Source organism: Comamonas koreensis (assembly GCF_014076495.1).
Classification (GTDB): Bacteria; Pseudomonadota; Gammaproteobacteria; order Burkholderiales; family Burkholderiaceae_C; genus Comamonas; species Comamonas squillarum.
Genome location: NZ_CP043575.1, coordinates 3,128,532 through 3,151,090, shown reverse-complemented (window position 1 = coordinate 3,151,090; position 22,559 = coordinate 3,128,532). Strand labels below are relative to the sequence as shown.

General features: G+C 65.0%; 22 protein-coding genes. 13 read left to right on the top strand and 9 right to left on the bottom strand.

Annotated features, from left to right (window positions below; all coding sequences use genetic code 11):
• Positions 1-214 precede the first annotated feature (214 nt).
• The 3 genes from F0Q04_RS14255 to F0Q04_RS14245 all read left to right on the top strand — a co-directional run bounded on the left by F0Q04_RS14255 (position 215) and on the right by F0Q04_RS14245 (position 3,508).
• The gene (locus F0Q04_RS14255) at positions 215-1,327 is read left to right on the top strand and encodes an acyl-CoA dehydrogenase family protein (RefSeq protein WP_182341531.1); all 1,113 of its coding nucleotides are present in this window, start codon (positions 215-217) and stop codon (positions 1,325-1,327) included.
• Between the two features lie 37 nt (positions 1,328-1,364).
• Complete coding sequence (locus F0Q04_RS14250; RefSeq protein ID WP_232539348.1) at positions 1,365-2,231, top strand: phosphate/phosphite/phosphonate ABC transporter substrate-binding protein; 867 nt, start codon at positions 1,365-1,367, stop codon at positions 2,229-2,231.
• Between the two features lie 74 nt (positions 2,232-2,305).
• Positions 2,306-3,508 carry a ferritin-like domain-containing protein gene (locus tag F0Q04_RS14245; RefSeq protein WP_182341528.1) on the top strand — a complete coding sequence of 401 codons (1,203 nt, stop codon included), beginning with the start codon at positions 2,306-2,308 and terminating at the stop codon, positions 3,506-3,508.
• Here F0Q04_RS14245 and gluQRS read toward each other — a convergent pair.
• The 3 genes from gluQRS to F0Q04_RS14230 all read right to left on the bottom strand — a co-directional run bounded on the left by gluQRS (position 3,501) and on the right by F0Q04_RS14230 (position 6,752).
• Complete coding sequence (gluQRS, locus tag F0Q04_RS14240) at positions 3,501-4,475, bottom strand: tRNA glutamyl-Q(34) synthetase GluQRS (RefSeq protein WP_182341525.1); 975 nt, start codon at positions 4,473-4,475, stop codon at positions 3,501-3,503. The genes F0Q04_RS14245 and gluQRS overlap by 8 nt on opposite strands.
• 116 nt (positions 4,476-4,591) lie before the next feature.
• A complete protein-coding gene (locus F0Q04_RS14235) occupies positions 4,592-5,707 on the bottom strand; it encodes an NAD(P)/FAD-dependent oxidoreductase (RefSeq protein ID WP_116925746.1) in 1,116 nt (371 codons plus the stop codon).
• A 112-nt stretch (positions 5,708-5,819) separates the two neighbouring features.
• On the bottom strand, positions 5,820-6,752 hold the full coding sequence (locus F0Q04_RS14230) for a LysR family transcriptional regulator (protein WP_116925781.1): 933 nt from the start codon (positions 6,750-6,752) through the stop codon (positions 5,820-5,822).
• 268 nt (positions 6,753-7,020) lie between these two features.
• Here F0Q04_RS14230 and F0Q04_RS14225 point away from each other — a divergent pair, with 268 nt between their 5' ends.
• Together F0Q04_RS14225 and F0Q04_RS14220 are read left to right on the top strand one after the other, a co-directional pair.
• Complete coding sequence (locus F0Q04_RS14225) at positions 7,021-7,722, top strand: pirin family protein (RefSeq protein ID WP_116925745.1); 702 nt, start codon at positions 7,021-7,023, stop codon at positions 7,720-7,722.
• Positions 7,723-7,805: 83 nt separating this feature from the next.
• Entirely contained in the window at positions 7,806-8,216 is a 411-nt protein-coding gene (locus tag F0Q04_RS14220; RefSeq protein WP_116925744.1) for a DoxX family protein, read from the top strand.
• Positions 8,217-8,250: 34 nt separating this feature from the next.
• Here the strand turns inward: F0Q04_RS14220 and F0Q04_RS14215 are convergent, their stop codons facing one another.
• Positions 8,251-9,000, bottom strand: a complete 750-nt coding sequence (locus tag F0Q04_RS14215) for a sulfurtransferase (RefSeq protein WP_182341522.1) — start codon at positions 8,998-9,000, stop codon at positions 8,251-8,253.
• 127 nt (positions 9,001-9,127) lie between these two features.
• A complete protein-coding gene (locus F0Q04_RS14210; RefSeq protein ID WP_182341519.1) occupies positions 9,128-10,822 on the bottom strand; it encodes a SulP family inorganic anion transporter in 1,695 nt (564 codons plus the stop codon).
• A 257-nt stretch (positions 10,823-11,079) separates the two neighbouring features.
• On the opposite strand from F0Q04_RS14210, the gene F0Q04_RS14205 reads away from it, so the two are divergent.
• From F0Q04_RS14205 to F0Q04_RS14195, 3 genes are all read left to right on the top strand, one after another.
• Complete coding sequence (locus F0Q04_RS14205; protein WP_116925742.1) at positions 11,080-11,517, top strand: BON domain-containing protein; 438 nt, start codon at positions 11,080-11,082, stop codon at positions 11,515-11,517.
• Between the two features lie 185 nt (positions 11,518-11,702).
• Positions 11,703-12,716 (top strand): LD-carboxypeptidase, encoded by a 1,014-nt coding sequence (locus F0Q04_RS14200; RefSeq protein WP_182341516.1) that lies wholly within the window; start codon positions 11,703-11,705, stop codon positions 12,714-12,716.
• 245 nt (positions 12,717-12,961) lie between these two features.
• Positions 12,962-13,867 (top strand): adenylate/guanylate cyclase domain-containing protein, encoded by a 906-nt coding sequence (locus F0Q04_RS14195; protein WP_021026052.1) that lies wholly within the window; start codon positions 12,962-12,964, stop codon positions 13,865-13,867.
• Between the two features lie 44 nt (positions 13,868-13,911).
• Here the strand turns inward: F0Q04_RS14195 and F0Q04_RS14190 are convergent, their stop codons facing one another.
• The 3 genes from F0Q04_RS14190 to moaA all read right to left on the bottom strand — a co-directional run bounded on the left by F0Q04_RS14190 (position 13,912) and on the right by moaA (position 16,177).
• A complete protein-coding gene (locus F0Q04_RS14190; RefSeq protein ID WP_116925741.1) occupies positions 13,912-14,241 on the bottom strand; it encodes a thioredoxin family protein in 330 nt (109 codons plus the stop codon).
• A gap of 73 nt (positions 14,242-14,314) precedes the next feature.
• The gene (gene mobA, locus F0Q04_RS14185) at positions 14,315-14,968 is read right to left on the bottom strand and encodes a molybdenum cofactor guanylyltransferase MobA (RefSeq protein WP_182341513.1); all 654 of its coding nucleotides are present in this window, start codon (positions 14,966-14,968) and stop codon (positions 14,315-14,317) included.
• Positions 14,969-15,034: 66 nt separating this feature from the next.
• A complete protein-coding gene (gene moaA, locus F0Q04_RS14180; protein WP_182341510.1) occupies positions 15,035-16,177 on the bottom strand; it encodes a GTP 3',8-cyclase MoaA in 1,143 nt (380 codons plus the stop codon).
• A gap of 148 nt (positions 16,178-16,325) precedes the next feature.
• On the opposite strand from moaA, the gene F0Q04_RS14175 reads away from it, so the two are divergent.
• Complete coding sequence (locus F0Q04_RS14175) at positions 16,326-17,618, top strand: TIGR03862 family flavoprotein (protein WP_182341507.1); 1,293 nt, start codon at positions 16,326-16,328, stop codon at positions 17,616-17,618.
• Positions 17,619-17,783: 165 nt separating this feature from the next.
• On the opposite strand, the gene F0Q04_RS14170 is transcribed toward F0Q04_RS14175, so the two are convergent.
• Positions 17,784-18,419 (bottom strand): GntR family transcriptional regulator, encoded by a 636-nt coding sequence (locus F0Q04_RS14170; protein ID WP_116925737.1) that lies wholly within the window; start codon positions 18,417-18,419, stop codon positions 17,784-17,786.
• 131 nt (positions 18,420-18,550) lie between these two features.
• Between F0Q04_RS14170 and scpA the strand changes: the two genes are divergently transcribed.
• The 4 genes from scpA to meaB all read left to right on the top strand — a co-directional run bounded on the left by scpA (position 18,551) and on the right by meaB (position 22,534).
• On the top strand, positions 18,551-20,725 hold the full coding sequence (gene scpA / locus F0Q04_RS14165; RefSeq protein ID WP_182341504.1) for a methylmalonyl-CoA mutase: 2,175 nt from the start codon (positions 18,551-18,553) through the stop codon (positions 20,723-20,725).
• Positions 20,726-20,731: 6 nt separating this feature from the next.
• Positions 20,732-20,956: a hypothetical protein gene (locus F0Q04_RS14160; RefSeq protein ID WP_182341501.1), complete on the top strand. Its 225-nt coding sequence runs from the start codon at positions 20,732-20,734 to the stop codon at positions 20,954-20,956.
• Entirely contained in the window at positions 20,953-21,405 is a 453-nt protein-coding gene (locus F0Q04_RS14155) for a GNAT family N-acetyltransferase (protein WP_182341498.1), read from the top strand. Before F0Q04_RS14160 ends, F0Q04_RS14155 begins: the two co-directional genes overlap by 4 nt.
• Positions 21,406-21,496: 91 nt before the next feature.
• On the top strand, positions 21,497-22,534 hold the full coding sequence (gene meaB / locus F0Q04_RS14150) for a methylmalonyl Co-A mutase-associated GTPase MeaB (RefSeq protein ID WP_182341495.1): 1,038 nt from the start codon (positions 21,497-21,499) through the stop codon (positions 22,532-22,534).
• Positions 22,535-22,559: the final 25 nt, after the last annotated feature.

Here is a 22,559-nt window from a genome sequence, read left to right as displayed (position 1 = left end):
CGAAACGCTGGGCAATCGCCGTGTGCGCCCACTGCCATCTGGCTGCAAAGTCGCTGCCTATAATGCCTTTTTCAAAGTGACGTCTGTCGTGATTGCAGGTCTGTGTGCGACAGGAAACACGGGGTAGGGGCTCGGGAGCGCAGCATGCGCCTGGCCGCTTTCTGCCCCATGGGTTCCGGTATGGGCCTGCCTTTGCGCCAGCATCTGGAGCAGCATGGACATTCTTTCGTCGTTGGAGCCGATCGTGCGCGACCTCATTGCGCCGGCGGCCGCGCATACCGATAGCCAGGCGGTCTACCCGCGCCAGGCGCTGCAGGCCTTGGGCAGCCAGGGCCTGCTGGGCCTGATCAGCGCGCCCGAAGTAGGCGGCATGGGCGCGGGCCTGCCTGAAGCGGTACAAGTGGTCGAGCGCATTGCCCAGGACTGCCCCTGCACGGCCATGGTGCTGACCATGCACTACTGCGGCGTGGCACTGATCGAGCCTTTTGCGGCACAAGACACCCGGCGCGCCATTGCGCAGGGCCGCCATATCACCACCCTGGCGGTGTCCGAGACCGGCTCGCGCAGCCATATCTGGGCACCCACCGGTACCGCCGCTGCGCAGGGCCAGGACGCGGTGCTGCTCAATGCCCACAAAAGCATGATCACCTCGGCGGGCGAGGCCGACTCCTATGTCTGGATCTCGCGGGCTAGCACGGGGGAGGGCAATACGCTGTGGCTGGTCGACAGCCGCCTGCCCGGGCTGCAGATCCCATCGCGCTTTGATGGCATGGGACTGCGCGGCAATGCCTCATCGCCGATCATTGCGCGGGATGTAGCCGTGCCGCTGGCCTGCCGCTTGGGAGACGACGGCCAGGGCGAGGACGTCAAGGCCCGCTACCTGATGCCGTATTTCCCCACCTTGATTGCCACCACGTCGGTGGGCCTGATGCAAGGCGTGCTGCGCCGCGCTGTGCAGCATGTGGCCAACACCCGCTTTGCCGAAAATGGCAGCGGCCTGGCCGACCTGCCGACCATCCGGGCTTACCTCGCCAAGGCCCAGCTCAAGGCCGACCAGGCCCGCTTGCTGCGCGATGACGCCGTGCAGGCGGTGCTGGCGGGGCGCCCCGATGCCAAAACCCGGCTCTTGCAATGCAAGGCCGCTGCGGCCGAGGCGGCCCTGGAGGTGAGCGATACGGCGATGCGCGTCTGCGGCGGCGCAGCCTTCCGCAAGGACCTGGGCATTGAGCGGCTGTTCCGCGATGCCCGCGCGGCCTCCGTGATGGCCCCCACCACCGATGTGATCTATGACCTGCTGGGCAAGGCGCTGTGCGACGCCGCAGCCTGAGACCCCGTGACCCAACCAACCGGAGAGACATCTATCCATGACCGTTTCCTACACCACCCTCAAGATGGGCGCCGTGGCCTACGCGCCCAAGGTCATCACCATCTGGGAGGGCTTCAAGGCCCATTTCATCGAGCAAGGTCTGTACTTTGACTATGTGCTGTATTCCAACTATGAGTCGCTCACAGAGGCGCTGATGGATGGCACGGTGCAACTGGCCTGGAACTCGCCGCTCGCCTTTGTGCGCGCCGAGCTGATGGCGCGGGCCGCTGGCCAGCAGGTGCGATCGATCGCGATGCGTGACACCGACATGGATGTGCAGTCGCTGCTGGTGGTACGCGCAGACAGCCCCGCCCAGGCCCTGGCGGACCTGCGCGGCCAGACGCTGGGCTTTGGCGCCATTGATTCGCCCCAGGCCACCTTGATCCCGCTGGACCACCTGCGCCAGCACGGCCTGCTGGCGGGTCAGGATTTTCAGGTGCGCCGCTTTGATGTGCTGGGCGGCAAGCATGGCGACCATATTGGTGGCGAGCGCCTGGCGGCCAAGGCCATGGTGACCGGTGAGATTGCGGCGTCCTGGATGGTTGCCAAGAACTACCTGGCCTTTGCCGCCGAAGGGACCCTGCCTGCAGGCACCACGCGCGTGCTCGACACCTCGCAGCCTTTTGACCACTGCAATATGACCGCCGGGCCCAGTCTCAGCGCTGCCGATGCGGCGCGCTTTACCGAGATCTTGCTGGCCATGTCCTGGGACGACCCGCTGATTCGCCCCTTGCTGGAGTTGGAAGGCCTCAAGGTCTGGCACCCCGGCCGCGCTTCGGGCTATGAACCCTTGTCCCGTGCAGTGCGCGATGAGCGCTTTTATGATGAGGCGGGCCGTATCCTGGCGGCGGACTACCGGTACTGAGGCCCATGGAAAAACCGCCAGCCCCCTCCAGCAGTACGGGTCCTGCAATCCCAGGCCAGGCCGACCTTGCCAGCATGCCACTGGTGGATTTGGGCCGGCTGGGCTTTGATGCCGGTGCGCACCTGCTGGTCAAGCACGGCCTGGCGGCCGTGGCCGTGGGCGAGTCGATCCGTGTCAGCGGCCAGGCGCCGGGCTGGCAAGCGCAGCTGGCGGCCTGGTGCCAGGCCCAGGGCCATGCGCTGCAAACGCCGACCGGTTGGCTGCGGCAGCCGGCCTTGCTGGTGCGGCGGGGCAGCGCGCAGGCGGGCCGCTGGCGCCATGCCGCCGTGGCCGGCCACAGCGATGCCAGCCAACCCGGCGCGGTGGCCGCACAGGCCGACCCGGCCTGGGGCCTGGCGGCGCGCGGTGCCGCGGTCGAGGCGGGCGCGCCGGCCTTTGCCTTTCGCCTGCAGGACAAGGCCGAGTTCTGGTCCGACCAGGCCGGGGACCTGTACGCGCAGGCGGTGGCTGCGCAATGGAATGCCGACACCGACATCGACTGGGACCAGGCACCTGAGCCACCTGCGGTGATCGAGGACGCCATCGTGCAGGTGATGACCTATATGGTCGAGAACGAGAATGCGGCGCTGATTGTGCCGGCGCGCTTTCTGGGTGAGCTGCACCCGCACTACCGCGAGCTGCAGGCGGCGCTGGCGATCCAGGTGGCCGATGAGGCGCGCCATATCGATGTGTTTACCCGCCGCATTCGCCGCCACGGGCGGGAGCCGGCACTATCCACCGCAGGCGGCCAGGCCTCGCTGCACAGCCTGCTTGCGGAAAAGGATTTTTCGGTCGCGGGCTTTTTGCTCTCGGTGCTGGGCGAGGGCAGCTTTGTCAACCTGCTGCAGTTCTTGCAGACCTATGCGCCCGATCCATTGACGCGCCAGATCTGCCGCCTGGCCGCCCGCGATGAGGCGCGCCATGTGGCGCTGGGCATGTCGCACCTGCTGCACCGTTTGAAGCAGGAGCCCGATTATCGCCACCGGCTGGCCCAGGCGGTGGAGGCGCGCCATGACGCGCTGGCTGGGACATCAGGCCTGAACGAAGAGGTGTTTGATGCGTTGATCCTCGTGGGCGCGGGCGCCATGTCGGCCGATGCGCTGGCGCTGGGCAGCCAGCGCGTGCAGCAGCTGATGCAGGACATGGCCGATGGCCGCTACACCAAGCTGGTGCGGCTGGGCTTTGAGCGTGGCCATGCGCAGGAGCTGGCCTCCTTGCACACGCGCAACTTCATGTAGCGGCCAGGTGGCGGCGTGCCCATTGCGCCGTCCAGTCGGCCAGCGCATCGGGGATGGAGCTAGCCTCGCCCGCCTCCAGCCCCAGGTGCTGGGCGGACTGGCGCAGCACGGCGATGCGCTGCTCGGCACTGTCGACCACGACGGCTGGCGCGCCGTATTGCTTGGAGAGCTTTTCGCCATCGGCCTGCAGCACCAAGGGCGTGTGCATATAGCGGGGCGCTGGCAGGCCCAGCGCGCGCTGCAGCAGCAGCTGGCGCGGGGTGTTGTCGGCCAGGTCGGCGCCGCGCACCACATCGCTGATGCCTTGCGCGGCGTCATCGACCACCACAGCCAGTTGGTAGGCCCAGAGGCCATCGGCGCGCTGGACCAGAAAATCACCCACGCTGGCGGCCACGTCCTGCTGCAGGGGGCCCAGCCAGCGGTCTTGCCACAGCAGCTGCTGGTCGCTGTGCAGCACCGGGTGATCGGCTGTCGGCAACTGGCCGTCTTCGGCCGCCAGCGCGCTGGCATGCTGCTGGTAGTGCAGGGTATGGAAGCGCCAGCTGCGACCGGTCTTGCCATGCAGGCCATCGCGGCAGGTGCCCGGGTAGGGGCGCTCGCCATGGCGCTCGTGCACATGGCCTTGCGCGGCGAGCGCGGCGTCCATATCGCGGCGCGTGCAGGCGCAGGGGTAGGCCCAGCCAGCGGCCTGCAGCTGCGCCAGGGCCTGGGCATAGAGGCCATGGCGAGCTGACTGCCACTGCGGGGGCGCATCGGGGATCAGCTGCAGCGCATTGAGCTGGCGCAGGATTTCCTGGTCCATGCCTGGCGGGCAGCGCGGTGGGTCGATATCTTCGATACGCAGCAACCAGGTGCCGCCATGGGCGCGGGCATCGAGCCAGGATGCCAGGGCCGCCACCAGCGAGCCCGCATGCAGCGGGCCGGTGGGCGAGGGGGCAAAACGGCCGGTATAAACGCGAGAGCTCATGGGAGAGCAAGTGTAATGCCGCAGGCAAGCGGGCAAAAGCACGGCTGCCCGGCGCTCAATGGGCTCAAGAAGTTGAAAAGGAAAAGCGCCCGGCAGGCCTGCCGGGCGCGCCGCGCTTATTCGCCGAGCACGGCCAGCGCGAGTTCCAGGCCGGAGACAAAGGCATCTTCCACGCGGTAGCCCAGGCACCAGTCACCGCACAGGCCGATGGCACTCTTGGCATTCCACAGGTGGCTGCGGGCCTGGCCCTTGGCATCCTTGGGCAGCGGGTTGATGGTCTTGGCGTAGCCCCACTGCACCACGCGGATGTCGCTGGGGGTGGCGCGGATGCGGGTCAGCTCGGAGAAGGCCTGCAGCATCTTGGCGGCGACGCGCTGGGGCTCGTCGTTCTCATGCTTGCGCGCCCAGTCGGGGCTGGCCTGCACGGTCCAGCGCTCGACCTTGCCGCGACCGGGCTTGGACGACTCGCGCGAGAGCCAGGTGATACGGGGGTGTTCGGTGCGGGCGGCATTCCACTGCGGGCCCATATTGGTGATGCTCGGGTCCACTGCGTGGGCAAAGGTCAGCAGCAAGGTCCAGCTCGGGGCGATATAGACATCGGACAGCTGCCAATCAGCGGGCACGTCGGTTTCGCTGTCGGCCAGCAGCTCCTGGGCTTCGGGCGAGGGGATGGCCAGCACCACGCCATCGAGGCCCGCATAGACATGCACGCCGCCGTCCACATCTTCGGTGCGCAGTTGCCACTGGCTGGGGTTGAGGGCATCGCGCTCAAAGGCCAGCGCGTATTCGTTGAGGCGCACATCGAGCGGCGCGGCCCAGGAGGCGAGCAGGCTGTCCATCGTGGGCACGCCCACCAGATGGGCTTCCATGCCGCGCTGCGTGGTCACAGCGACCTTGCCGGTGGCATCCAAGGTGCGGATGGCGTTGACGCTCCAGTGGCGGGTGACGCTGGGTGTGCTGTCCAGCGCCAACTGAAAGCGCGGGTCGCGCACCGTGAAGAACTGGGCGCCCACATCAAAGCTGCCATGCGCGCTGTGGCGGCTGGCCATGCGGCCGCCCACCTGGGGTTGTGCTTCGATCACGGTGACCTGGTGGCCCGCTTGCTGCAAGGTGCGCGCGCAGACCACGCCAGCCATTCCGGCGCCAATCACCGCATAGTGCTTGCGGCTGGCCAGAACAATGTTGGAAGAGGAGGCTGATCGTTTGGGTTTGGGGGGAATGCGAGAAGACATGAAAGACTTTCTGTACTGTTTCGGCAAACGATAAGGCGTCATGGATGGCTGCGGGTGCAGCGGCATCTGAAGAGCCACTCTACACGGTGTGCAGGCCCATTTTGCTCAGGATTTATCCCACATAGTGATTGCTCAGTAAAGAAGTGCGTGTGGCCTCGGACTGCAGCTGGTCCAGCCACCACTGCAAGGCCTTGCCCGGGTTGGTGCCGCGCCAGGCGTAGCGCAGCTTGATCTTGCGGGGCGGCCGCATCAATTCGCGCTCCACCAACTGGCCGCTGCGCAGATAGGGCATGGTCATGTTGTCGGGCAAAAAGCCGCCACCAATCCCGCGCAGCTGCGCCTGGAGCTTGGCCTGCATGGTGTCCACCGTGAGCACATCCTGACCGTTGATCACGCCAATGGTCTGGCCTTGGCCGCTGCGCGAGGAATCGGCCACGGCGATGATGCGGTGCTGGCGCAGCACCTCGTCGCTGATGGGTTGCATCTCGTCGGCCAGGCGGTGGTGGGGCGCGACGACATAGCGGAAGGTGATCTCGCCCAAGTCCAGCTGCTGCAGGCCTGCGACGTGGGAGGCATCGACGGCAATGCCAATGGCCAGGTCGGCGCGGCCCGAGCTGAGCGCTTCCAGCGTGCCGGCCAGGATGGAGTCGGTGATCTTGAGCCGCGTGGGCGGTGCAATGGTGTAGAAGGCCTCGACCAGCTCCAGCAAGGTGGTGCGCGAGACCACGCCATCGACGGCAATGCGCAGCTCAGGCTCCCAGCCGGTCGCCACGCGGCGCACCCGGTTGGCCACCGCATCGACTTCGGCCAGCAGGCGTGCGCCTTCGCGCAGCAGCTCCTGACCCGCTTCGGTGGGCCTCGCCTGGCGCGCACTGCGGTCAAACAGCAGCACATCCAGCGCATCTTCGACCTGGCGGATGCGGTAGGTCAGGGCGCTGGGCACCAGACCCAGCTGGCGCGCCGCAGCGGCAAAGCTGCCGGTGTCGGCCACCAGCTGCAGCAGGGCCAGGGTATCGGGGGTGAGGACATCGCGATCACGCAACAAGGCCATTTTGACGGTTCTTTCCTACATGCGGCATCGGGCAGATCGGTAAATCTTCGCTGCTGAGACCGGTTGGGTTCAGGCCTGAGAAGGTATTTGCGATCTCTACGCGGCGCGAGAAGATCGTTGATACGCTCTTGTATAAGACCATCAGATTTTTTGAATGATGCCATCAAAACCGTTGCCCCGCAGGCAGAAGCTACGGTTTTACAGTCATGGACATGGTGTTGAACAGCGCAATGTGCGCCGTTTGCCAGACAGGAGATCAAAAATGTTGATGGTTCGTAAATCTGCTGATCGTGGCCATGCCGACCATGGCTGGCTGCGCTCCAACCACAGTTTCTCGTTTGCCGGCTACTACGACCCCCGCTTCATGGGCTGGGGCAATCTGCGTGTGATCAATGAGGACCGCGTGGCCCCGGGCAAGGGCTTTGGTACCCATGGCCACCGCGACATGGAAATCATCAGCTACGTGCTGGAGGGCAATTTGGCGCACAAGGACAGCATGGGCCATATCGAAGGCCTGCCACCGGGCGATGTGCAGCGCATGAGCGCGGGCACCGGCGTGCAGCACAGCGAGTTCAACCATGCCAGCGGTCAGGAGACGCATTTTCTGCAGATCTGGATTGAGCCCGATCGCAAGGGCGTTGCGCCCAGCTATGCGCAAAAGACGTTTTCGGACGCGGACAAGCGTGGCCAGCTGCGCCTGGTGGTGTCGCCCGATGGGGCGCAAGGCTCACTGACGATGAATGCCGATGCGCGCATGTATGCCGGTTTGTTCGATGGCGATGAGGAGGCGAGCCTGCGCCTGTCGCCCGGACGCAAGTCCTATGTCTATGTGGTGCGGGGCGAGGTGTCGGTCAACGACCAGGCGCTGCACACCGGTGATGCGGCCTATCTGGACCAGGAGACATCGCTGCGATTGGCGCAAGCGCGCGATGCCGAAGTACTGGTGTTTGACCTGGCGGCTTGATGTTCACGGGGCGCCGCCCTTGAGGACAGCGCCCCGTGTGGGGTAGGTGTGAGTAGTGGTGGTGTTATTTCAAGGAGAAAAATATGAACGCATTGCAAAATCCTTTGGCTCTGTTGGGCCGCATTCTGATTGCCTGGTTCTTTGTCATTCCGGGCTGGGGCAAGTTGACCGGCTTTGCCGGGGCCGTGGGTTACGCCCAGTCGGCGGGCATGCCGATGCCCGAGGTGGGGGTGGCCGTGGGCCTGGCCATTGAGATCCTGGGCGGCCTGGCCCTTCTGCTGGGCCTGGGCACGCGCTATGCCGCCGCCATTTTGGCCATCTTTACCTTGGCCGCGACGGTGATTTTCCATGCCTACTGGTCGGTTCCCGCCGAGGCCGTGATGGTCACCAAGCTGCTGTTCAACAAGAACATCGCCATCGTGGGCGGGCTGCTGGCCTTCGCTGCCTTTGGGGCCGGTGCCTGGAGCCTGGACGCCAAGCGCCGCGCTGCCTGAGAGGTGGCGAGACGGGGCCTGAGCGCTTAGCCGCTCAGGACTCGGTCTTGAGCGCCGTCTTGCGCAGGCCATCATCGACGGCGCGGCGCTCGTCAAACACAAAGCAGCTGCCCTGGTAGCCGCTGCCATCGGTTTCTTCAAAGTACTTGAGGATCCCGCCTTCGAGCTGGTAGACATGCGTTAGGCCTTCTTCCTGCATCAGGATGGCGGCCTTTTCGCAGCGGATGCCGCCGGTGCAGTAGCTCACCACGGTCTTGCCTTCCAAGTCCTGGCGGTGCGCGCGCAACTGCGCGGGGAACTCGGTGAACTTGCGCAGGCGCCAGTCGATCGCGCCGACAAAAGCGCCTTCATCGACCTCATAGTCATTGCGCGTGTCCAGCGTCACCACCGGGCGGCCCTGGTCATCATGGCCTTGCTGCAGCCAGCGCTGCAGATCGCGGGGGCTGACCGAAGGCGCCCGGCCGTTGGCAGGGCGTATCGCCGGGTGGTCCATGCGGATGATCTCGGGCTTGACCTTGACCAGCATCTTGCGAAACGGCACCGTCTGCGACCAGCTTTCCTTGGGCTGCACATCGGCAAAACGCGGGTCCCCGCGCAGCGCATCCACCCAGGCATGCACGGCCTCAGCGGGCCCGGCCAGAAAGAAATTGATGCCTTCCTCGGCCAGCAGCACGGTACCCTTGAGCGCCAGATCGGCCGCGCGCTGGGCCAGCAGCTCGCGCTGCGCCTCACAGTCGGTCAGGCTGACAAACTTGTAGCAGGAGATGTTGAGAATCGAAGGCACGGTGGTTATCTGGCAAAGCGTCGGGTGGGAGAGAGCGGCCTGCGGCGCAGCGCAGCGCATCGCGGGCGGCTATTGTAGCCAGGGCCGCGCTGGTCCCCCGGACACCCGCAGTGCCGGACCGAGGTCGCTAGATGGAATACTCGATGCCGTCATCGCTGTGCGCGCGGCGCATCGCCTGCAGAAACTCGGCATCGGTGCGGTACATGCGCAGATGCGGGTTGTCCTGCAAGAGGCCGGCGCGTTTGAGGCGGGCTTCCACGGGCAGCTTCATGCCAACGATGTGCAGCATGCCGCCGCGCTTGGCAGCCATGCGCTCGAGCCGCACAAAGGCTTCGACGCCGGTGATGTCGATCTGGTTCATCGGCTGGGCCAACAGGGCGAGCTGCCGGTAGTGCGTGTGCTGGGTCCAGACATTGGCGGCGCGCTCCTCCAGCGCGGCAGCCGATGCAAAGTCCAGCTCCGAATCCATGCGCAGGGCCAGCAGATCCGGGGCCAAGGGGGGCAGTTGCCACAGATGGCGGTCGCGCAGGCTGCCATCGGGGTGCAGGCCTACTTCGACAATGCGCGGGTGCAGGCGGTTGTAGAGAAAGTAGCAGGAGCTGAGCAAGATGCCCGACAGCACGCCCCAGTAGATGCGTGGCGCCGTCAGCAAGGTGACGCCAAAGGTGGCCACTGCAATGCTGCCTTCGATGCGTGAGATCTTGAACAGGTAGACCAGGACACGGGGCTTGACCAGGTTGGCGACAGCCGTCATCACGATGGCAGCGAGCGCGGCCTGCGGTACATGGTAGAGCGCCGGGATGAACCACAGCACGACGGCCACGACCAGCAAGATGGAAAAGACATTGGCGTAGCCCGTCTTGGCGCCGGCCAGCAGATTGACGGCCGAGCGCGAGAACGAGGCACTGGTGGCAAAGCTGCCAAACAGGCCGGCACTCATCTTGGACAGGCCTTGCGCGACCAGCTCCTGGCTGCTGTCCCAGCGCGTGCCCGCCTGTTGGTGCTCGACCTGGGCGCTGGAGGCGGTCTCCAGCGCACTGACGAGCGAGATCACCAGCACCGGCATGACGAGCAGGCCAAACTGCGACCAGTCCAGCATGCCCGGCCAGACCAGCTGCGGCAGGCCCGTGGGCAAGTGGCCGACCACGGCGCCGCCCTTGTCGGCAAAATCGGTGGCCCAACTGATAAGCCCGGTGCAGCCGATGACAAAAACAGCAGACGGAAAGGCGGGGCGCCACTTTTTGCCCACCACCAGGATGGCGATGCTCGCCAGGCCCAGCAGGATGGAGCGCCAGTCGAAGAGGCCCAGCGAGGGGTTGTCCCAAACCGTGGCCCAGTCGCTGCGCATGCCCAGCAAACTGGGCAACTGCGAGGCCAGAATGAGCAGCGCAGCGGCCTGCGTGAAGCCGGCCAGCACGGGTGAGGTCACCAGGTTCAGCAGCCAGCCGGCGCGCACCAGGCCCAGGCTCAGCTGGACCAGGCCGGCCATGATGGCCATCCACGCTGCCAGAATGACCCACTGGGCCGAGCCGGGCTCGGCCATGCCGGTGAGCGAGGCGCCAATGAGCAAGGCGCTCAGCGCCGTGGGCCCGACGCCCAGCCGAGGCGAGGGGCTAAAGAGGATGGCCACGGCTGCGGGAATGATCGAGGCATAGATGCCGGTGATCAGCGGCATGCCGGCCAGATGCGCATAAGCCACGCCCTGGGGCACCAGCATCAGCCCCACCGTCATCCCCGCCATGAATTCACCGCGCAAGAGTTGTTGGGTGGGCTTGGGCCAGCGCAGGAAGGGGAAAATGCGGTAAATCAGGGAGGGCTGCATGGCAGCATTGTCGCCGCATCGACGCGCACTTGCAGCCAGGCGCTTGCGCAACGGTGACTGCAGCCGCAGCGCCCAGCCCCGCCCGTGAAGAACTGCCAAGGCCGCGTGTCTTGCCGGTATAGCTTGCTGCCGCTTGTCGCAAAGCCTTGGCAGGCGGCCTGGCTGCCGTCACAATGGATGGCACGGCCAGTGCCATGCTGGCCGGGTCTTGCCCTTTCCTGTGCCTGCCTTTGTGTCTGCTTTTGCGCCCGCTTCCCATGCACTTGATCCGTCGCTCCTCCACTGCCAAATCGATTGCTGTCTGGGCCTTGGTGCTCGCGGCCCTGGGCGCCGGCTCTGTCGTCCTCTGGCAAGGCGGGGCCTTGCAGCAGGCCTGGCGCTGGAGCCAGGGGCTGGGGCAGACACTCGATGCCTCGGGCCAGCGGGCCAGCGAGGCGGTGGAGCGCGCAGCGCAGGCCAACCGCCGGCGCGCCGACGATGATGCGATCACCTCGCAGGTGAGCGATGCGCTGGCCGCCTCGCAAAGCGATGAGCTCGCTGCGCTGCAGGTGGAGACCTCGCACGCGATGGTCACCTTGCGCGGCACGGTGTCATCCAGGCCCTTGTTGGACCGGGCGGTGGCGCTGGCCAACGGTGCCATTGGCGTACAGGGCGTGTTCAGCCTGATCCAGGTGCGCCCGCAGGCGCTGGGTTGAGTGGCACGCTGGGTCCGCAGCCCCTCTCTGACCCATGGCCTTAGTCCCCTTGTGACCGGCCGCCAACGCGCTTGGCCGCATAATGCCGCCCAACACCGAAGGTGCCGGTTTTGCGCGCAGAACCGGGCACCGCTCCTCTTATTGGGCGGCCCCGTGCCTGCCTTTCTCTACCTTTGTTTGCCGCCATGCACCAGCACGACCACTCCCATGACCACGACCAGGGTCACTGCGACCACGCGCATTGCCAGCACCACCATGCCCACGGCCCCAAGCATATTTATGTGTATTCACCCTCGGGCGCTGTGCGCGATAAAAAGGCATTCCAACGTGCAGTGAAGCGCCTGGAGGCCATGGGCCACCAGGTCGAGGTGGACCAGGACGCGCTCGCATCCAGCACCCGCTTTGCCGGTGACGACGACACGCGCCTGGCGGCCATCGCCCGGGCCTGCGAGAGCGGCGCCGATGTGGCGATGATCAGCCGGGGCGGCTATGGGCTCTCGCGCCTGTTGCACCGCCTGGACTATGAACAGATCGCCAAGGCCGTGGCTTCGGGTACGCGCTTTGTCGGCCTGAGCGATTTCACGGCGTTCCAGCTGGCGCTGTATGCCAAGACCCGTGCCATGACCTGGGCCGGCCCGGCGCTGGTGGGAGATTTTGGCGCAAAATATGGTGTCGACGACATCATGCAGGACTGCTTTGAAGACCTGCTGAGCGGCGCGGGCGAGGGCGCCGGCTGGCGGCTGACGGCTGAAAAAACCGGCACGGTGACCGGCGCCTCGGCCTCGGCCGATGTCTACATCCCCAAGGCCACGCTGTGGGGTGGCAACCTGGCGATGATCGCGTCGCTGGTAGGCACGCCTTACCTGCCCAAGGTCAAAGGCGGCGTGCTGTTCATCGAGGATGTGGGCGAGACGCCCTACAAGATCGAGCGCCTGCTGACGACCCTGCTGCACGCCGGCGTGCTTGCCCAGCAAAAGGCCGTGGTGTTTGGCCAGTTCAGCGACTACCAGCTGAACGCGCATGACAAGGGCTTCAAGCTGGCCAGCGTCGTGCAGTGGCTGCGCACGCAGATCGAGGCCCCTGTCTTTACCAACCTGCCTTTTGGCCATGTGCCCACCAAGGTGCTGCTACCGGTGGGCGCCCAGGTATCGCTGAGCGTTGAAGGCCGTGACGCACTGATTTATTGGGGCCACCAATAACGCAAAGCGTGGGCTGGGCCTGGGTTCACAGCCTGCCCAGCCATCTACCATGCGCGTTGGACTGGGGCTTGTGACAAGCCAGGGTAGACCCCTGGCTGTTGGAATCTAAACAATTCGTAAGTTCGACGACGGGGCCAGACTGGCCGCGGGCGCCGGTTTGCAGTGTAATATGCATGGTCGCTATTGATGCATAGGCTGGCGTTGCTCCTGGGGAGGAGGCAGCCCCTGCCGTAACAAGAAAATCCATGACAACTGTCGCCACCGTGGTATTCATCGATATCTCGGGCAGTACCGCATTGTTCGAAACCTTGGGCAATGAGCGTGCTGCGCGAGCAGTCGCGGGCATGACGGACGCTTTCAAGCAAGTCGTCGTGCAAGCGGGGGGGCGGGTGATCAAGACCCTGGGTGATGGTGTGCTGGCCATCTTCAACAGCAGTGCCTTGGCCGTGAGCGCCATGACCATGCTGATGCGCCGCCACTACGGGCAATGGGACTCCCTGCCTGCATCGCAAAAATTCCATGTACGTGTGGGCATGAGCACCGGTGAAGTGGTGCTGATGGAGGGCGACTGCTATGGCGACTCGGTCAACATGGCCGCGCGCCTGTGCGAAAAGGCCGGTCACCGCGAGGTCTGGGCTGCCGCCTCGACGATGGAGTCCGGCGCCCGCGCCGATACCGTGTTTGTGCCGATGGGCTGGATGGATGTGCGCGGTAAGGCCGAGCAGCAAATGCTCTACCAGGTGCAGTGGATCGAGCCCGAAGCCCAGGAGGTCGTGACCGCGTACGACTCTGTCCTGCCGATGAAGCCCGAGGCCGTGGTGCAGATGCGGCTGCGGCTGGCATCGGGCGGGGTGGAGCGTTTTTTCAGCACCCAGGAGATGCCGATTTTTGTCGGCCGCTCATCGGATTCGGAATGGGTGGTGCTGGACCGGCGCGTCTCCCGCCAGCATGGCCGCATCGACTGGCGCAGCGGCAATGTGATCTACACCGATCTGAGCCGCTATGGCACCTGGGTGAGCTTTGGTGCCAACCCCGCCACTGCCGTGCGCCGCGAATCGGTGCAATTGCATGGCGTGGGTGTGATGTACTTTGGCGTGTCGCCCGAAGACCCCACGGCGCCCAGCACGGCGTTTTCGGTCACACCGGTCTAGGCACGCATGGCAGGCTCGGCATGCATGCGCCGAGCCCCTTCAATTTATGGCGTTTGCAGCGCTGCCAGTGCCGTGTTGATGCTGGCCGCATCGGTCGGGCGCACCACGCGTGCCACTTCCTGGCCATCGCGCAGCACCACCAAGGTGGGCCAGAGCTTGATGCGGTAGCTGCGGCCCAAGGGGCGGCCGGGGCCATCTTCCACTTTCAGATGCTTAATATCGGCGCGCGGGCCCAGCACCTGCTCGATCAGGCCTTGCGCGCCCAGGCAATGCGGGCACCAGGGCGTGCCAAATTCCAGGACGGTCAAGCCGGGCTGGGTGTCGATGTCGGAGCGCTGGGGCTCCTGGCTGAGGTGCTGTGCCGAGTAGGTCAAAAGGCGGCTCCAAATGTGCGGTGGTCGTGTGGACCGTTATAGCACCGGCCCGGCGTTGATTCGTCAGCGCCAGTCACTTGTGCGGCGCTGGCATGTCCTGCAGCCGGGCCAATTCTTCAGGCGTATTGGCGTTGTAGAACGCCTGGGCATCGCCAAAAAGCACCAGGCAGTTTCCGTGTTGCGCCGCCCACTGCCGCAGCTTGCGCCCGCCGCCGGCGACAAATTGCCGAACACTGGCTGCCAGGCTGGCATGGATCAGGCAAAACGTGGGTTGCAGTACCGGGCGGTCGCTGCCAGTCTCTTCAGATGGTGTACAGGCCATCGCGATGGGGCAGCCCTGGGCGGCCGCAGCTTGCGCCAGTCGCTGCGCCAGGTCCAGCGGAAAATGCGGCGTGTCGCAGGCCACCGTCACCAGCCACGGCGTCTGGCAAGCTGCCAGGCCGGCGGCGAAGCCTGCCAATGGGCCCGGGAAAGCTTCGGTGTCTGGCAGGCTGAGGTCTGGCACCACTGGGTAGCCCAGCGCGCGGTAGGCCTCCAAGTGCCTGTTGGCATTGATCAGCAGTGGCCCCACCTGGGGCTGCAGCCGCTGGGCGCAGTGCCAGGCCAGCGCCTGGCCACCGAGCAGCTGCAGGCCTTTGTCAGCACCCCCCATGCGCGTGCCCTGGCCGCCTGCCAACACCAGGCCGGTGATGTGTTCGGGCGGGATGGTTGGTGCGCAAGAGGACATGGTGCAACGGAGCAGGGGGTTGAGGCCATCGGGCAGATGCGCCCATCACAGGAGGGCCGGGCCGAATCAGCCGCCGATATAACTCATCTCCACCCGCTGGCGTTGCAGGGCGATCTCGGGATGCAGGCTGCGCTGCTCGCTGTAGTTGTCGCTGCGCTGGCCCCAGACCTGGGCAAGGGCCTGGCGAATATCGCTATCGCTGGCGCCGTTGCGCAGCATGGCACGCAAGTCCCAGCCCTCGCTGGCAAACAGGCACAAGAACAGCTTGCCCTCGGTCGAGAGGCGCGCGCGGTTGCAGTCCTGGCAAAAGGCGTGGGTGACACTGCTGATCAGGCCAATTTCGCCGAGGCTGGGGTCATGCTGGCCGTTGGCGCCGACATAGCCCCAGCGCACGGCAGTCTCGCCAGGCGCAGTCGCTGACAGCGGGGTGAGTGCAAAGGCGGACTGCAGGCGCTCCAGCACGGCGTCCGAGGGCAGTACCTCTTCGAGCCGCCAGCCGTTGGTGGCGCCCACATCCATGAATTCGATAAAGCGCAGGGTCACGCCGCTGCCGCGAAAGTGGCGCGCCATCGCGACGACCTCGTGGTCATTGACGCCGCGCTTGACGACCATGTTGACCTTGATGTTGCCAAAGCCCACCGCCTGCGCGGTCTCAATGCCTTGCAGCACCGTGGCGACCGGGAAGTCCATGTCGTTCATCTGGCGGAACAGCGGGTCGCTCAGGCTGTCGAGGCTGACCGTCAAGCGCTTGAGCCCGGCGTCTTTGAGGGCGCGCGCCTTGCGTGCCAGAATGGAGCCATTGGTCGTCAAGGTCAGGTCCATTGGCGTGCCGTTGAGCGTCTCGAGCTGGGCCAGTTGGGCGATCAGGGTTTCCAGGTTCTTGCGCAGCAGCGGCTCGCCACCGGTGATGCGCAGCTTGCCGACGCCCAGCTGCGCAAACAGGCGCGCTGTGCGGGTGATTTCCTCAAAGCTGAGCAAATCGCGGTGCGGCAGGTACTGGTGGTCCTTGTCGAACACGTCCTTGGGCATGCAGTAGCTGCAGCGGAAGTTGCAGCGGTCCGTCACGCTGATGCGCAGATCCCGCAGTGGCCGATGGCGCCGGTCATGTACAGCGCCGATGTGGGGCTGCGCAGTGCCGGCCGGTGCGGGCATGGCTAGGCCTGCATCGTGCAGACGCAGGTCCACCAGGGAAATGACAGGACGATCCATTACTCCATAGTACTAGAGAGCGCCCGACGATGCGGCCTTGCGGGTATGCGCTGCATCAGCCCTTCGTGAAAAGTACCAATCCTTGTCCACCAGGGGCTGGACTTGGTGTATGGTTCGCCCCCTTGTTCTCTTTTGCGTTGCTTTTGCCATGACCTTGCCCAGCCACTCCTCTTCTTCGCCCGCCCCTGTAGATGTGGCGGTCATTGGCGGCGGCCCGGCGGGCCTGATGGCGGCGCACCGCCTGGCGCAGGCCGGTTTGCAGGTGACGGTCTATGACGCGATGCCTTCGGTAGGGCGCAAGTTTTTGCTCGCCGGGCGCGGCGGCCTCAACCTGACCCACTCCGAGCCCATGGCGCCGTTCGTCGGGCGTTACGGCCGCCAGCAGGCTGTCGTCGCCTCCTGGCTGCAGTATTTTGGTGCGGCGGAAGTGCAGGCCTGGGCCCAGGATCTGGGCATCGAGACCTTTGTTGGCACCTCGGGCCGGGTGTTTCCCAAGGACATGAAGGCCGCACCCTTGCTGCGCGCCTGGCTGGTGGCTATGCGGGCCGCTGGCGTGCGTTTTGCGATGCGCCACCGCTGGCTGGGCTGGGACGCGGCAGGCGCATTGCGCTTTGCTGCCCCCGATGGCGAGACTGCCGTGCAAGCGCGCGCCACGGTGTTGGCGCTGGGCGGCGGCAGCTGGGCGCGGCTTGGCTCGGACGGCGCCTGGGTGCCGCTGCTTGAGCAGGCAGGGGTGGAAACTGCCCCGCTTGCACCGGCCAACTGCGGCTTTGATGTGCGCATGCTGCCGGCCGCCAATGGCGAGAAGGCACCCGGCTGGTCGCCGTTTTTTGCCAGCAAGTTTGCCGGCCAGCCTTTCAAATCGGTGGCCATTCGCTTTGAGGACGGCAGCGAGGCGGGTTTTGCACGCCGTGGCGAGTTTGTCGCCACCGATGCTGGCGTTGAAGGCAGCCTGGTCTATGCCGTGTCTGCGCTGCTGCGCGACGCGATCCAGGCCCAGGGCAGCGCCACCTTCTTGGTTGATCTGCTGCCTGACCACAGCGCCGAGCGCGTGCTGGCCGAAGTGCGCCACCCGCGCGGCTCGCGCAGCCTGGCCAGCCACCTCAAGAGCCGGCTGGGCTTGGAGGGCATCAAGGCTGCCTTGCTGTTTGAAGTGCTGGGCAAGGCGGGGATGCAGGATGCCGAGCTGCTGGCCCGCACCATCAAGGCAGCGCCGATCACCGTGGCCGCTACGCGCCCCATCGATGAGGCGATCAGCACTGCCGGTGGCGTGGCCTTTACCGCGCTGTCGCATGACCTGATGTGTCATGCCCGGCCAGGGCTGTTTTGCGCGGGGGAAATGCTGGACTGGGAAGCGCCGACGGGCGGCTATTTGCTGACGGCGGCCTTGTCGAGCGGCGTGCGGGCAGCGCAGGGCGCTGCGCATTTTCTCAAGGGCTGAGGCAGCCAGAGCAGCGCTGCGTCAAGGCTAGGAGTCGCTAGGACGACCCCGCAAACCGAAGGTTTGCGGTTGAGACGAGGCATCAAGCCGCAGACAGTACAGACGTACGACAAGGCTTGAGGCGGCCAGCTAGGCAACGACGTATCAAGGGTTGTGTTAACGGCGCTAAGACGCCGCTGCCAGGCCGTTCTTGAAGTGCAGCATGACGCAGGCGCGTGCAGCGCTGCTGTCGTGTGCGGCCAGCGCCCGCATCAGCGCGCGGTGCTCCTGCAGCGATTCCTCGATGCGGCCGGATTTGAACAGGGAGTTGTGGCGGTTGAGCTTCATCACCTTGCGCAGGTCGGCCACCATCTGGCTGAGCCATTTGTTGTCCAGCATCTCCAGCACGCGCATGTGAAAGCGCTCATTGGCAATAAAAAAGGCATCGCGCTCATCGACAGCGGCTTCCAGCGCCTCATGCAGGCCTTGTAGCTCGGCAATCTGTTCGGCGCTGGCGCAGCGGGCCAGCTCGGCGGAGGCATCGCTCTCGAGCAAGGCCAGCAGGTGGTAGACCTGGAGCAGGTCTTTTTGCGAAACCTCAGTCACATAGGCGCCACGGCGCAGCTTCATCGTGACCAGGCCCTCGGTGGCCAGCACCTTCAAGGCCTCGCGCAAAGGCGTGCGGCTGATGCCTATTTCTTCGGCAATCTTCAACTCATCGATCCAGCTGCCAGGCGGGAGTTGGTGCGCAAAAATGCGTTGCCGCAGTAGCTCGGCAACGTCCTGGTACAGCGCGCGCGGCGCAAATGTGGGAAGGCTCATCGGTGGCGCCATTGTACAGAAGGCGACTGAAATTCAAAATTCTGCATTCATAATTATGAATAATGTACACTTGCCTGGCGGCCGTGGGTAGGCCAATATGCACTGTCTATAACGTATCCCGAGCTTGAGACATGACTGATTCCGCGAAGCACAACACTGCATCCGAGTTTCCCAAGGCCGACCGCGCCGCCTGGGACAAGGCCGCCAGCAAATCTGCCCCTGGTGGCGATGTCGGCAGCCTCGATTGGCTGACGCCCGATGGAATCACGGTCAAGCCGCTCTACACTGCTGCCGATACCGCCGACCTGCCTTTTGCTGATACCTTGCCGGGTTTTGCGCCGTACCTGCGCGGCCCGCAGGCCACGATGTACGCAGTGCGGCCCTGGACCATTCGCCAGTACGCCGGCTTTTCGACCGCCGAAGAATCCAATGCCTTCTACCGCAAGGCGCTGGCCGCGGGCGGCCAAGGTGTGTCGGTCGCATTTGACCTGGCCACGCACCGGGGCTATGACAGTGACCACCCGCGCGTGACCGGCGACGTCGGCAAGGCCGGGGTGGCGATCGACTCGGTCGAAGACATGAAGATCCTCTTCAACAGCATTCCGTTGGACAAGGTCTCGGTCTCGATGACGATGAATGGCGCGGTGCTGCCGGTGCTGGCCGGCTATGTGGTAGCTGCCGAAGAGCAGGGCGTGGCGCAGGACCAGCTCTCGGGCACGATCCAGAACGACATTCTCAAAGAGTTCATGGTGCGCAACACCTACATCTACCCGCCCAAGCCGAGCATGCGCATCATCGGCGACATCATCGAGTACACGAGCCAGAACATGCCCAAGTTCAACTCGATCTCGATCAGCGGCTACCACATGCAGGAAGCCGGCGCCAACCAGGCGCTGGAGCTGGCCTTCACCCTGGCCGACGGCAAGGAATATGTGAAAACCGCCATCGCCAAGGGCATGGATGTGGATGCGTTTGCCGGGCGCCTGTCCTTTTTCTGGGCGGTAGGTATGAACTTCTACCTGGAAATCGCCAAGATGCGCGCCGCCCGCCTGCTGTGGTGCCGCATCATGACCGGCTTTGAAGCCAAGAACCCCAAGAGCCTGATGCTGCGCACCCACAGCCAGACCAGCGGCTGGAGCCTGACCGAGCAGGACCCCTACAACAATGTGGTGCGCACCACCATCGAGGCGATGGCCGCCGTGTTTGGTGGCACGCAATCGCTGCACACCAATGCGCTTGACGAAGCGATCGCACTGCCCACCGAGTTCAGTGCCCGCATTGCGCGCAACACCCAGCTCATCATCCAGGAAGAGACCCACATCACCCATGTGATCGACCCCTGGGCCGGCAGCTACATGATGGAAAAGCTGACCCAGGACATGGCGGACGCGGCCTGGAAGATCATCGAAGAGGTCGACGCGATGGGCGGCATGACCCAGGCGGTGGACAGCGGCTGGGCCAAGCTCAAGATCGAGGCGGCGGCTGCCGAGAAGCAGGCCCGCATCGACTCGGGCAAGGAAGTGATTGTCGGGGTCAACAAGTACAAGCTGGCCAAGGAAGAACCGGTTGACATCCTTGAGGTGGACAACGTCAAGGTGCGCGACAGCCAGATTGCGCGCCTGAACCAGATCAAGGCTACGCGCGATGCCGCTGCCGTGGGCAAGGCCCTGCAGGCGCTCAGCGCCGCTGCCGAGTCGGGCGAGGGCAACCTGCTGGACCTGGCCATCCAGGCGGTGCGGCTGCGTGCCACCGTCGGTGAAGTCTCTGACGCGCTGGAGAAGTCCTTTGGCCGCCACCGCGCCGATACGCAAAAGGTGACCGGTGTCTACGCCGCCGCCTATGACTCGGCCGAAGGTTGGGACAAGCTCAAGGACGAGATCGCAGCCTTTGCCGAAGCCCAGGGCCGCCGCCCGCGCGTGATGATTGCCAAGCTCGGCCAGGACGGGCATGACCGGGGCGCCAAGGTGGTGGCGACCGCCTTTGCCGACCTGGGCTATGACGTGGACATGGGCCCACTCTTTCAGACGCCCGAGGAATGCGCCCGTCAGGCGATTGAGAACGATGTGCATGCCGTCGGTGTCTCGACTCTGGCCGCCGGCCACAAGACCCTCGTGCCCGCGATCATCGAAGAGCTCAAGAAGCAGGGCGCGGACGACATCATTGTGTTTGTGGGCGGCGTGATCCCGGCGCAGGATTACGACTACCTCTACAACGCAGGCGTCAAAGGCGTGTACGGCCCGGGCACCCCGATCCCGGCCAGCGCCAAGGATGTGCTCGAGCAGATCAAGAAAGCGGTTGCTGTCTAAATCGGTATGGGCAAGGGCAACCAAGCGCCTTTCTGGCAAGACTATGTGAAGGCTCTTGTCATGATGTTCATCGAGCCTGCCCTTGGCATTCTGTATCTATACATGTTGTACCGGGTGCTCACTTTGCCTGCTTGGGGCCAGGTTGTCGTCGGGCTGGGCGTGTGGGTTGCACTGGGTTATGGTGCCTACTGGCTACACCAAAAGACGAAGAAAGGCTTGGAGAAAGCATGAATCTCTCCTTCGCCCCGGTTGCCGAAAGTGATTTTGAAGCGCTGTTTGCGCTGCGCGTGGCCGCGATGCGCCCGAGCCTGGAGCGGCTGGGCATCTTTAACCTGGACCATGCGCGCAAGCGGTTTCAAGGCCAGTTTGCGCCGCAGTACATGCGGCATATCTGTGTGGACGAGGGCGCAGGCCCGCAGCACGCCGGGCTGCTGACGGTAGTGCCCCATGAAGATGGCCGGCTGAAATTGCAGCACCTCTATCTGCTGCCGGCCTGGCATAACCGCCGCATTGGCGACTGGGCCATGCAGCAGGTGCTAGCCCAAGCGCGGCAGGAGGGCCGGGCGGTGTGGCTGGAGGTGTTGAACCACAGCGACGCGATCCGGTTTTACGAGCGCCATGGCTTTGTGCACACGGGCGGCGATCCGATTGACCTGTTGTACCAGTGGACCCCGGCATAGAGGTAGTGGATATGGTGTTGGCGATACAAATGATGGCGGCAGGCGCCCCTGTGGCAGGGGCGCTGCGGCAGTGTTTTGACAGGGCGGCGGCATGAATACCGATGTTGCCGAGCGCGTTGCCGCCATTACGCAACGGAGCAACCCGGCGCTGCAGCGGCGCGCGATGGCCAAGGCCATCACCTTGCTGGAGTCGACCCGCGCCGACCACCGCGCGCTGGGCGATGCACTGCTGACGGCGCTGTTGCCGCATACTGGCAAGTCTTTTCGCCTGGGCATCAGCGGTGTGCCCGGCGTGGGCAAATCGACCTTTATTGAAACCCTGGGGCTGTATTTGATCGGCAAGGGCTTGCGCGTGGCCGTGCTGGCGATTGACCCGTCGTCGACGGTGTCAGGCGGCTCCATCCTGGGCGACAAGACGCGCATGGAGCAGCTGTCGATGCGCAGCGAAGCTTATATCCGGCCCAGCCCGTCGAGCGGCACGCTGGGCGGCGTGGCCGAGAAAACGCGCGAGGCGGTGCTGGTCTGCGAGGCAGCGGGCTACGACGTGGTGATGGTCGAGACCGTCGGTGTCGGCCAAAGCGAGATAGCGGTGCATGGCATGACCGACATGTTCTGCGTGCTGCAGCTGCCCAATGCCGGCGATGACCTGCAGGCCATCAAAAAAGGCGTGATGGAGCTCGCCGACCTGGTGGTCATCAACAAGGCCGACATCGACCCGAATGCCGCCACCCGTGCGCAGGCACAGATCACCTCCAGCCTGCGCCTGCTGGGCATGCATGGCAGCCATGACCATGCGGCGCGCGGCGCGCTCTGGCAGCCCCGGGTGATACAGATCAGCGCGCTGCTGGGCGATGGCGTTGAGGCGTTCTGGGACGCGGTCAGCAGCTACCGCCAGATGCAGACCCGCAATGGCTGCCTGGCACAGCGGCGCGAGAAGCAGTCGCTCGCCTGGATGTGGGAGCGCATTGACCATGGGCTCAAGCTGGCGTTTCGCAGCCACCCTGCCGTGCGCGATATGCTGCCTGCTGTGCAGCAGCAAGTGGCGTCAGGCCAGTTGGCGGCGTCGACAGCGGCCAGAAACCTGCTGCAGGCGCAAAGCAGTGCAGCGATGATTCACAAAGCGGATTGAGCCGGGCAGCAAGCCCCGATCAAGA

Bases quoted from the DNA above. Each gene is read 5' to 3' on its own strand.
- F0Q04_RS14255 (WP_182341531.1), top strand. From the start codon at position 215: ATGGACATTCTTTCGTCGTTGGAGCCGATCGTGCGCGACCTCATTGCG.
- F0Q04_RS14250 (WP_232539348.1), top strand. From the start codon at position 1,365: ATGACCGTTTCCTACACCACCCTCAAGATGGGCGCCGTGGCCTACGCG.
- F0Q04_RS14245 (WP_182341528.1), top strand. From the start codon at position 2,306: ATGCCACTGGTGGATTTGGGCCGGCTGGGCTTTGATGCCGGTGCGCAC.
- gluQRS (WP_182341525.1), bottom strand. From the start codon at position 4,475: ATGAGCTCTCGCGTTTATACCGGCCGTTTTGCCCCCTCGCCCACCGGC.
- F0Q04_RS14235 (WP_116925746.1), bottom strand. From the start codon at position 5,707: ATGTCTTCTCGCATTCCCCCCAAACCCAAACGATCAGCCTCCTCTTCC.
- F0Q04_RS14225 (WP_116925745.1), top strand. From the start codon at position 7,021: ATGTTGATGGTTCGTAAATCTGCTGATCGTGGCCATGCCGACCATGGC.
- F0Q04_RS14220 (WP_116925744.1), top strand. From the start codon at position 7,806: ATGAACGCATTGCAAAATCCTTTGGCTCTGTTGGGCCGCATTCTGATT.
- F0Q04_RS14210 (WP_182341519.1), bottom strand. From the start codon at position 10,822: ATGCAGCCCTCCCTGATTTACCGCATTTTCCCCTTCCTGCGCTGGCCC.
- F0Q04_RS14205 (WP_116925742.1), top strand. From the start codon at position 11,080: ATGCACTTGATCCGTCGCTCCTCCACTGCCAAATCGATTGCTGTCTGG.
- F0Q04_RS14200 (WP_182341516.1), top strand. From the start codon at position 11,703: ATGCACCAGCACGACCACTCCCATGACCACGACCAGGGTCACTGCGAC.
- F0Q04_RS14195 (WP_021026052.1), top strand. From the start codon at position 12,962: ATGACAACTGTCGCCACCGTGGTATTCATCGATATCTCGGGCAGTACC.
- mobA (WP_182341513.1), bottom strand. From the start codon at position 14,968: ATGTCCTCTTGCGCACCAACCATCCCGCCCGAACACATCACCGGCCTG.
- moaA (WP_182341510.1), bottom strand. From the start codon at position 16,177: ATGGATCGTCCTGTCATTTCCCTGGTGGACCTGCGTCTGCACGATGCA.
- F0Q04_RS14175 (WP_182341507.1), top strand. From the start codon at position 16,326: ATGACCTTGCCCAGCCACTCCTCTTCTTCGCCCGCCCCTGTAGATGTG.
- F0Q04_RS14170 (WP_116925737.1), bottom strand. From the start codon at position 18,419: ATGAGCCTTCCCACATTTGCGCCGCGCGCGCTGTACCAGGACGTTGCC.
- scpA (WP_182341504.1), top strand. From the start codon at position 18,551: ATGACTGATTCCGCGAAGCACAACACTGCATCCGAGTTTCCCAAGGCC.
- F0Q04_RS14160 (WP_182341501.1), top strand. From the start codon at position 20,732: ATGGGCAAGGGCAACCAAGCGCCTTTCTGGCAAGACTATGTGAAGGCT.
- F0Q04_RS14155 (WP_182341498.1), top strand. From the start codon at position 20,953: ATGAATCTCTCCTTCGCCCCGGTTGCCGAAAGTGATTTTGAAGCGCTG.
- meaB (WP_182341495.1), top strand. From the start codon at position 21,497: ATGAATACCGATGTTGCCGAGCGCGTTGCCGCCATTACGCAACGGAGC.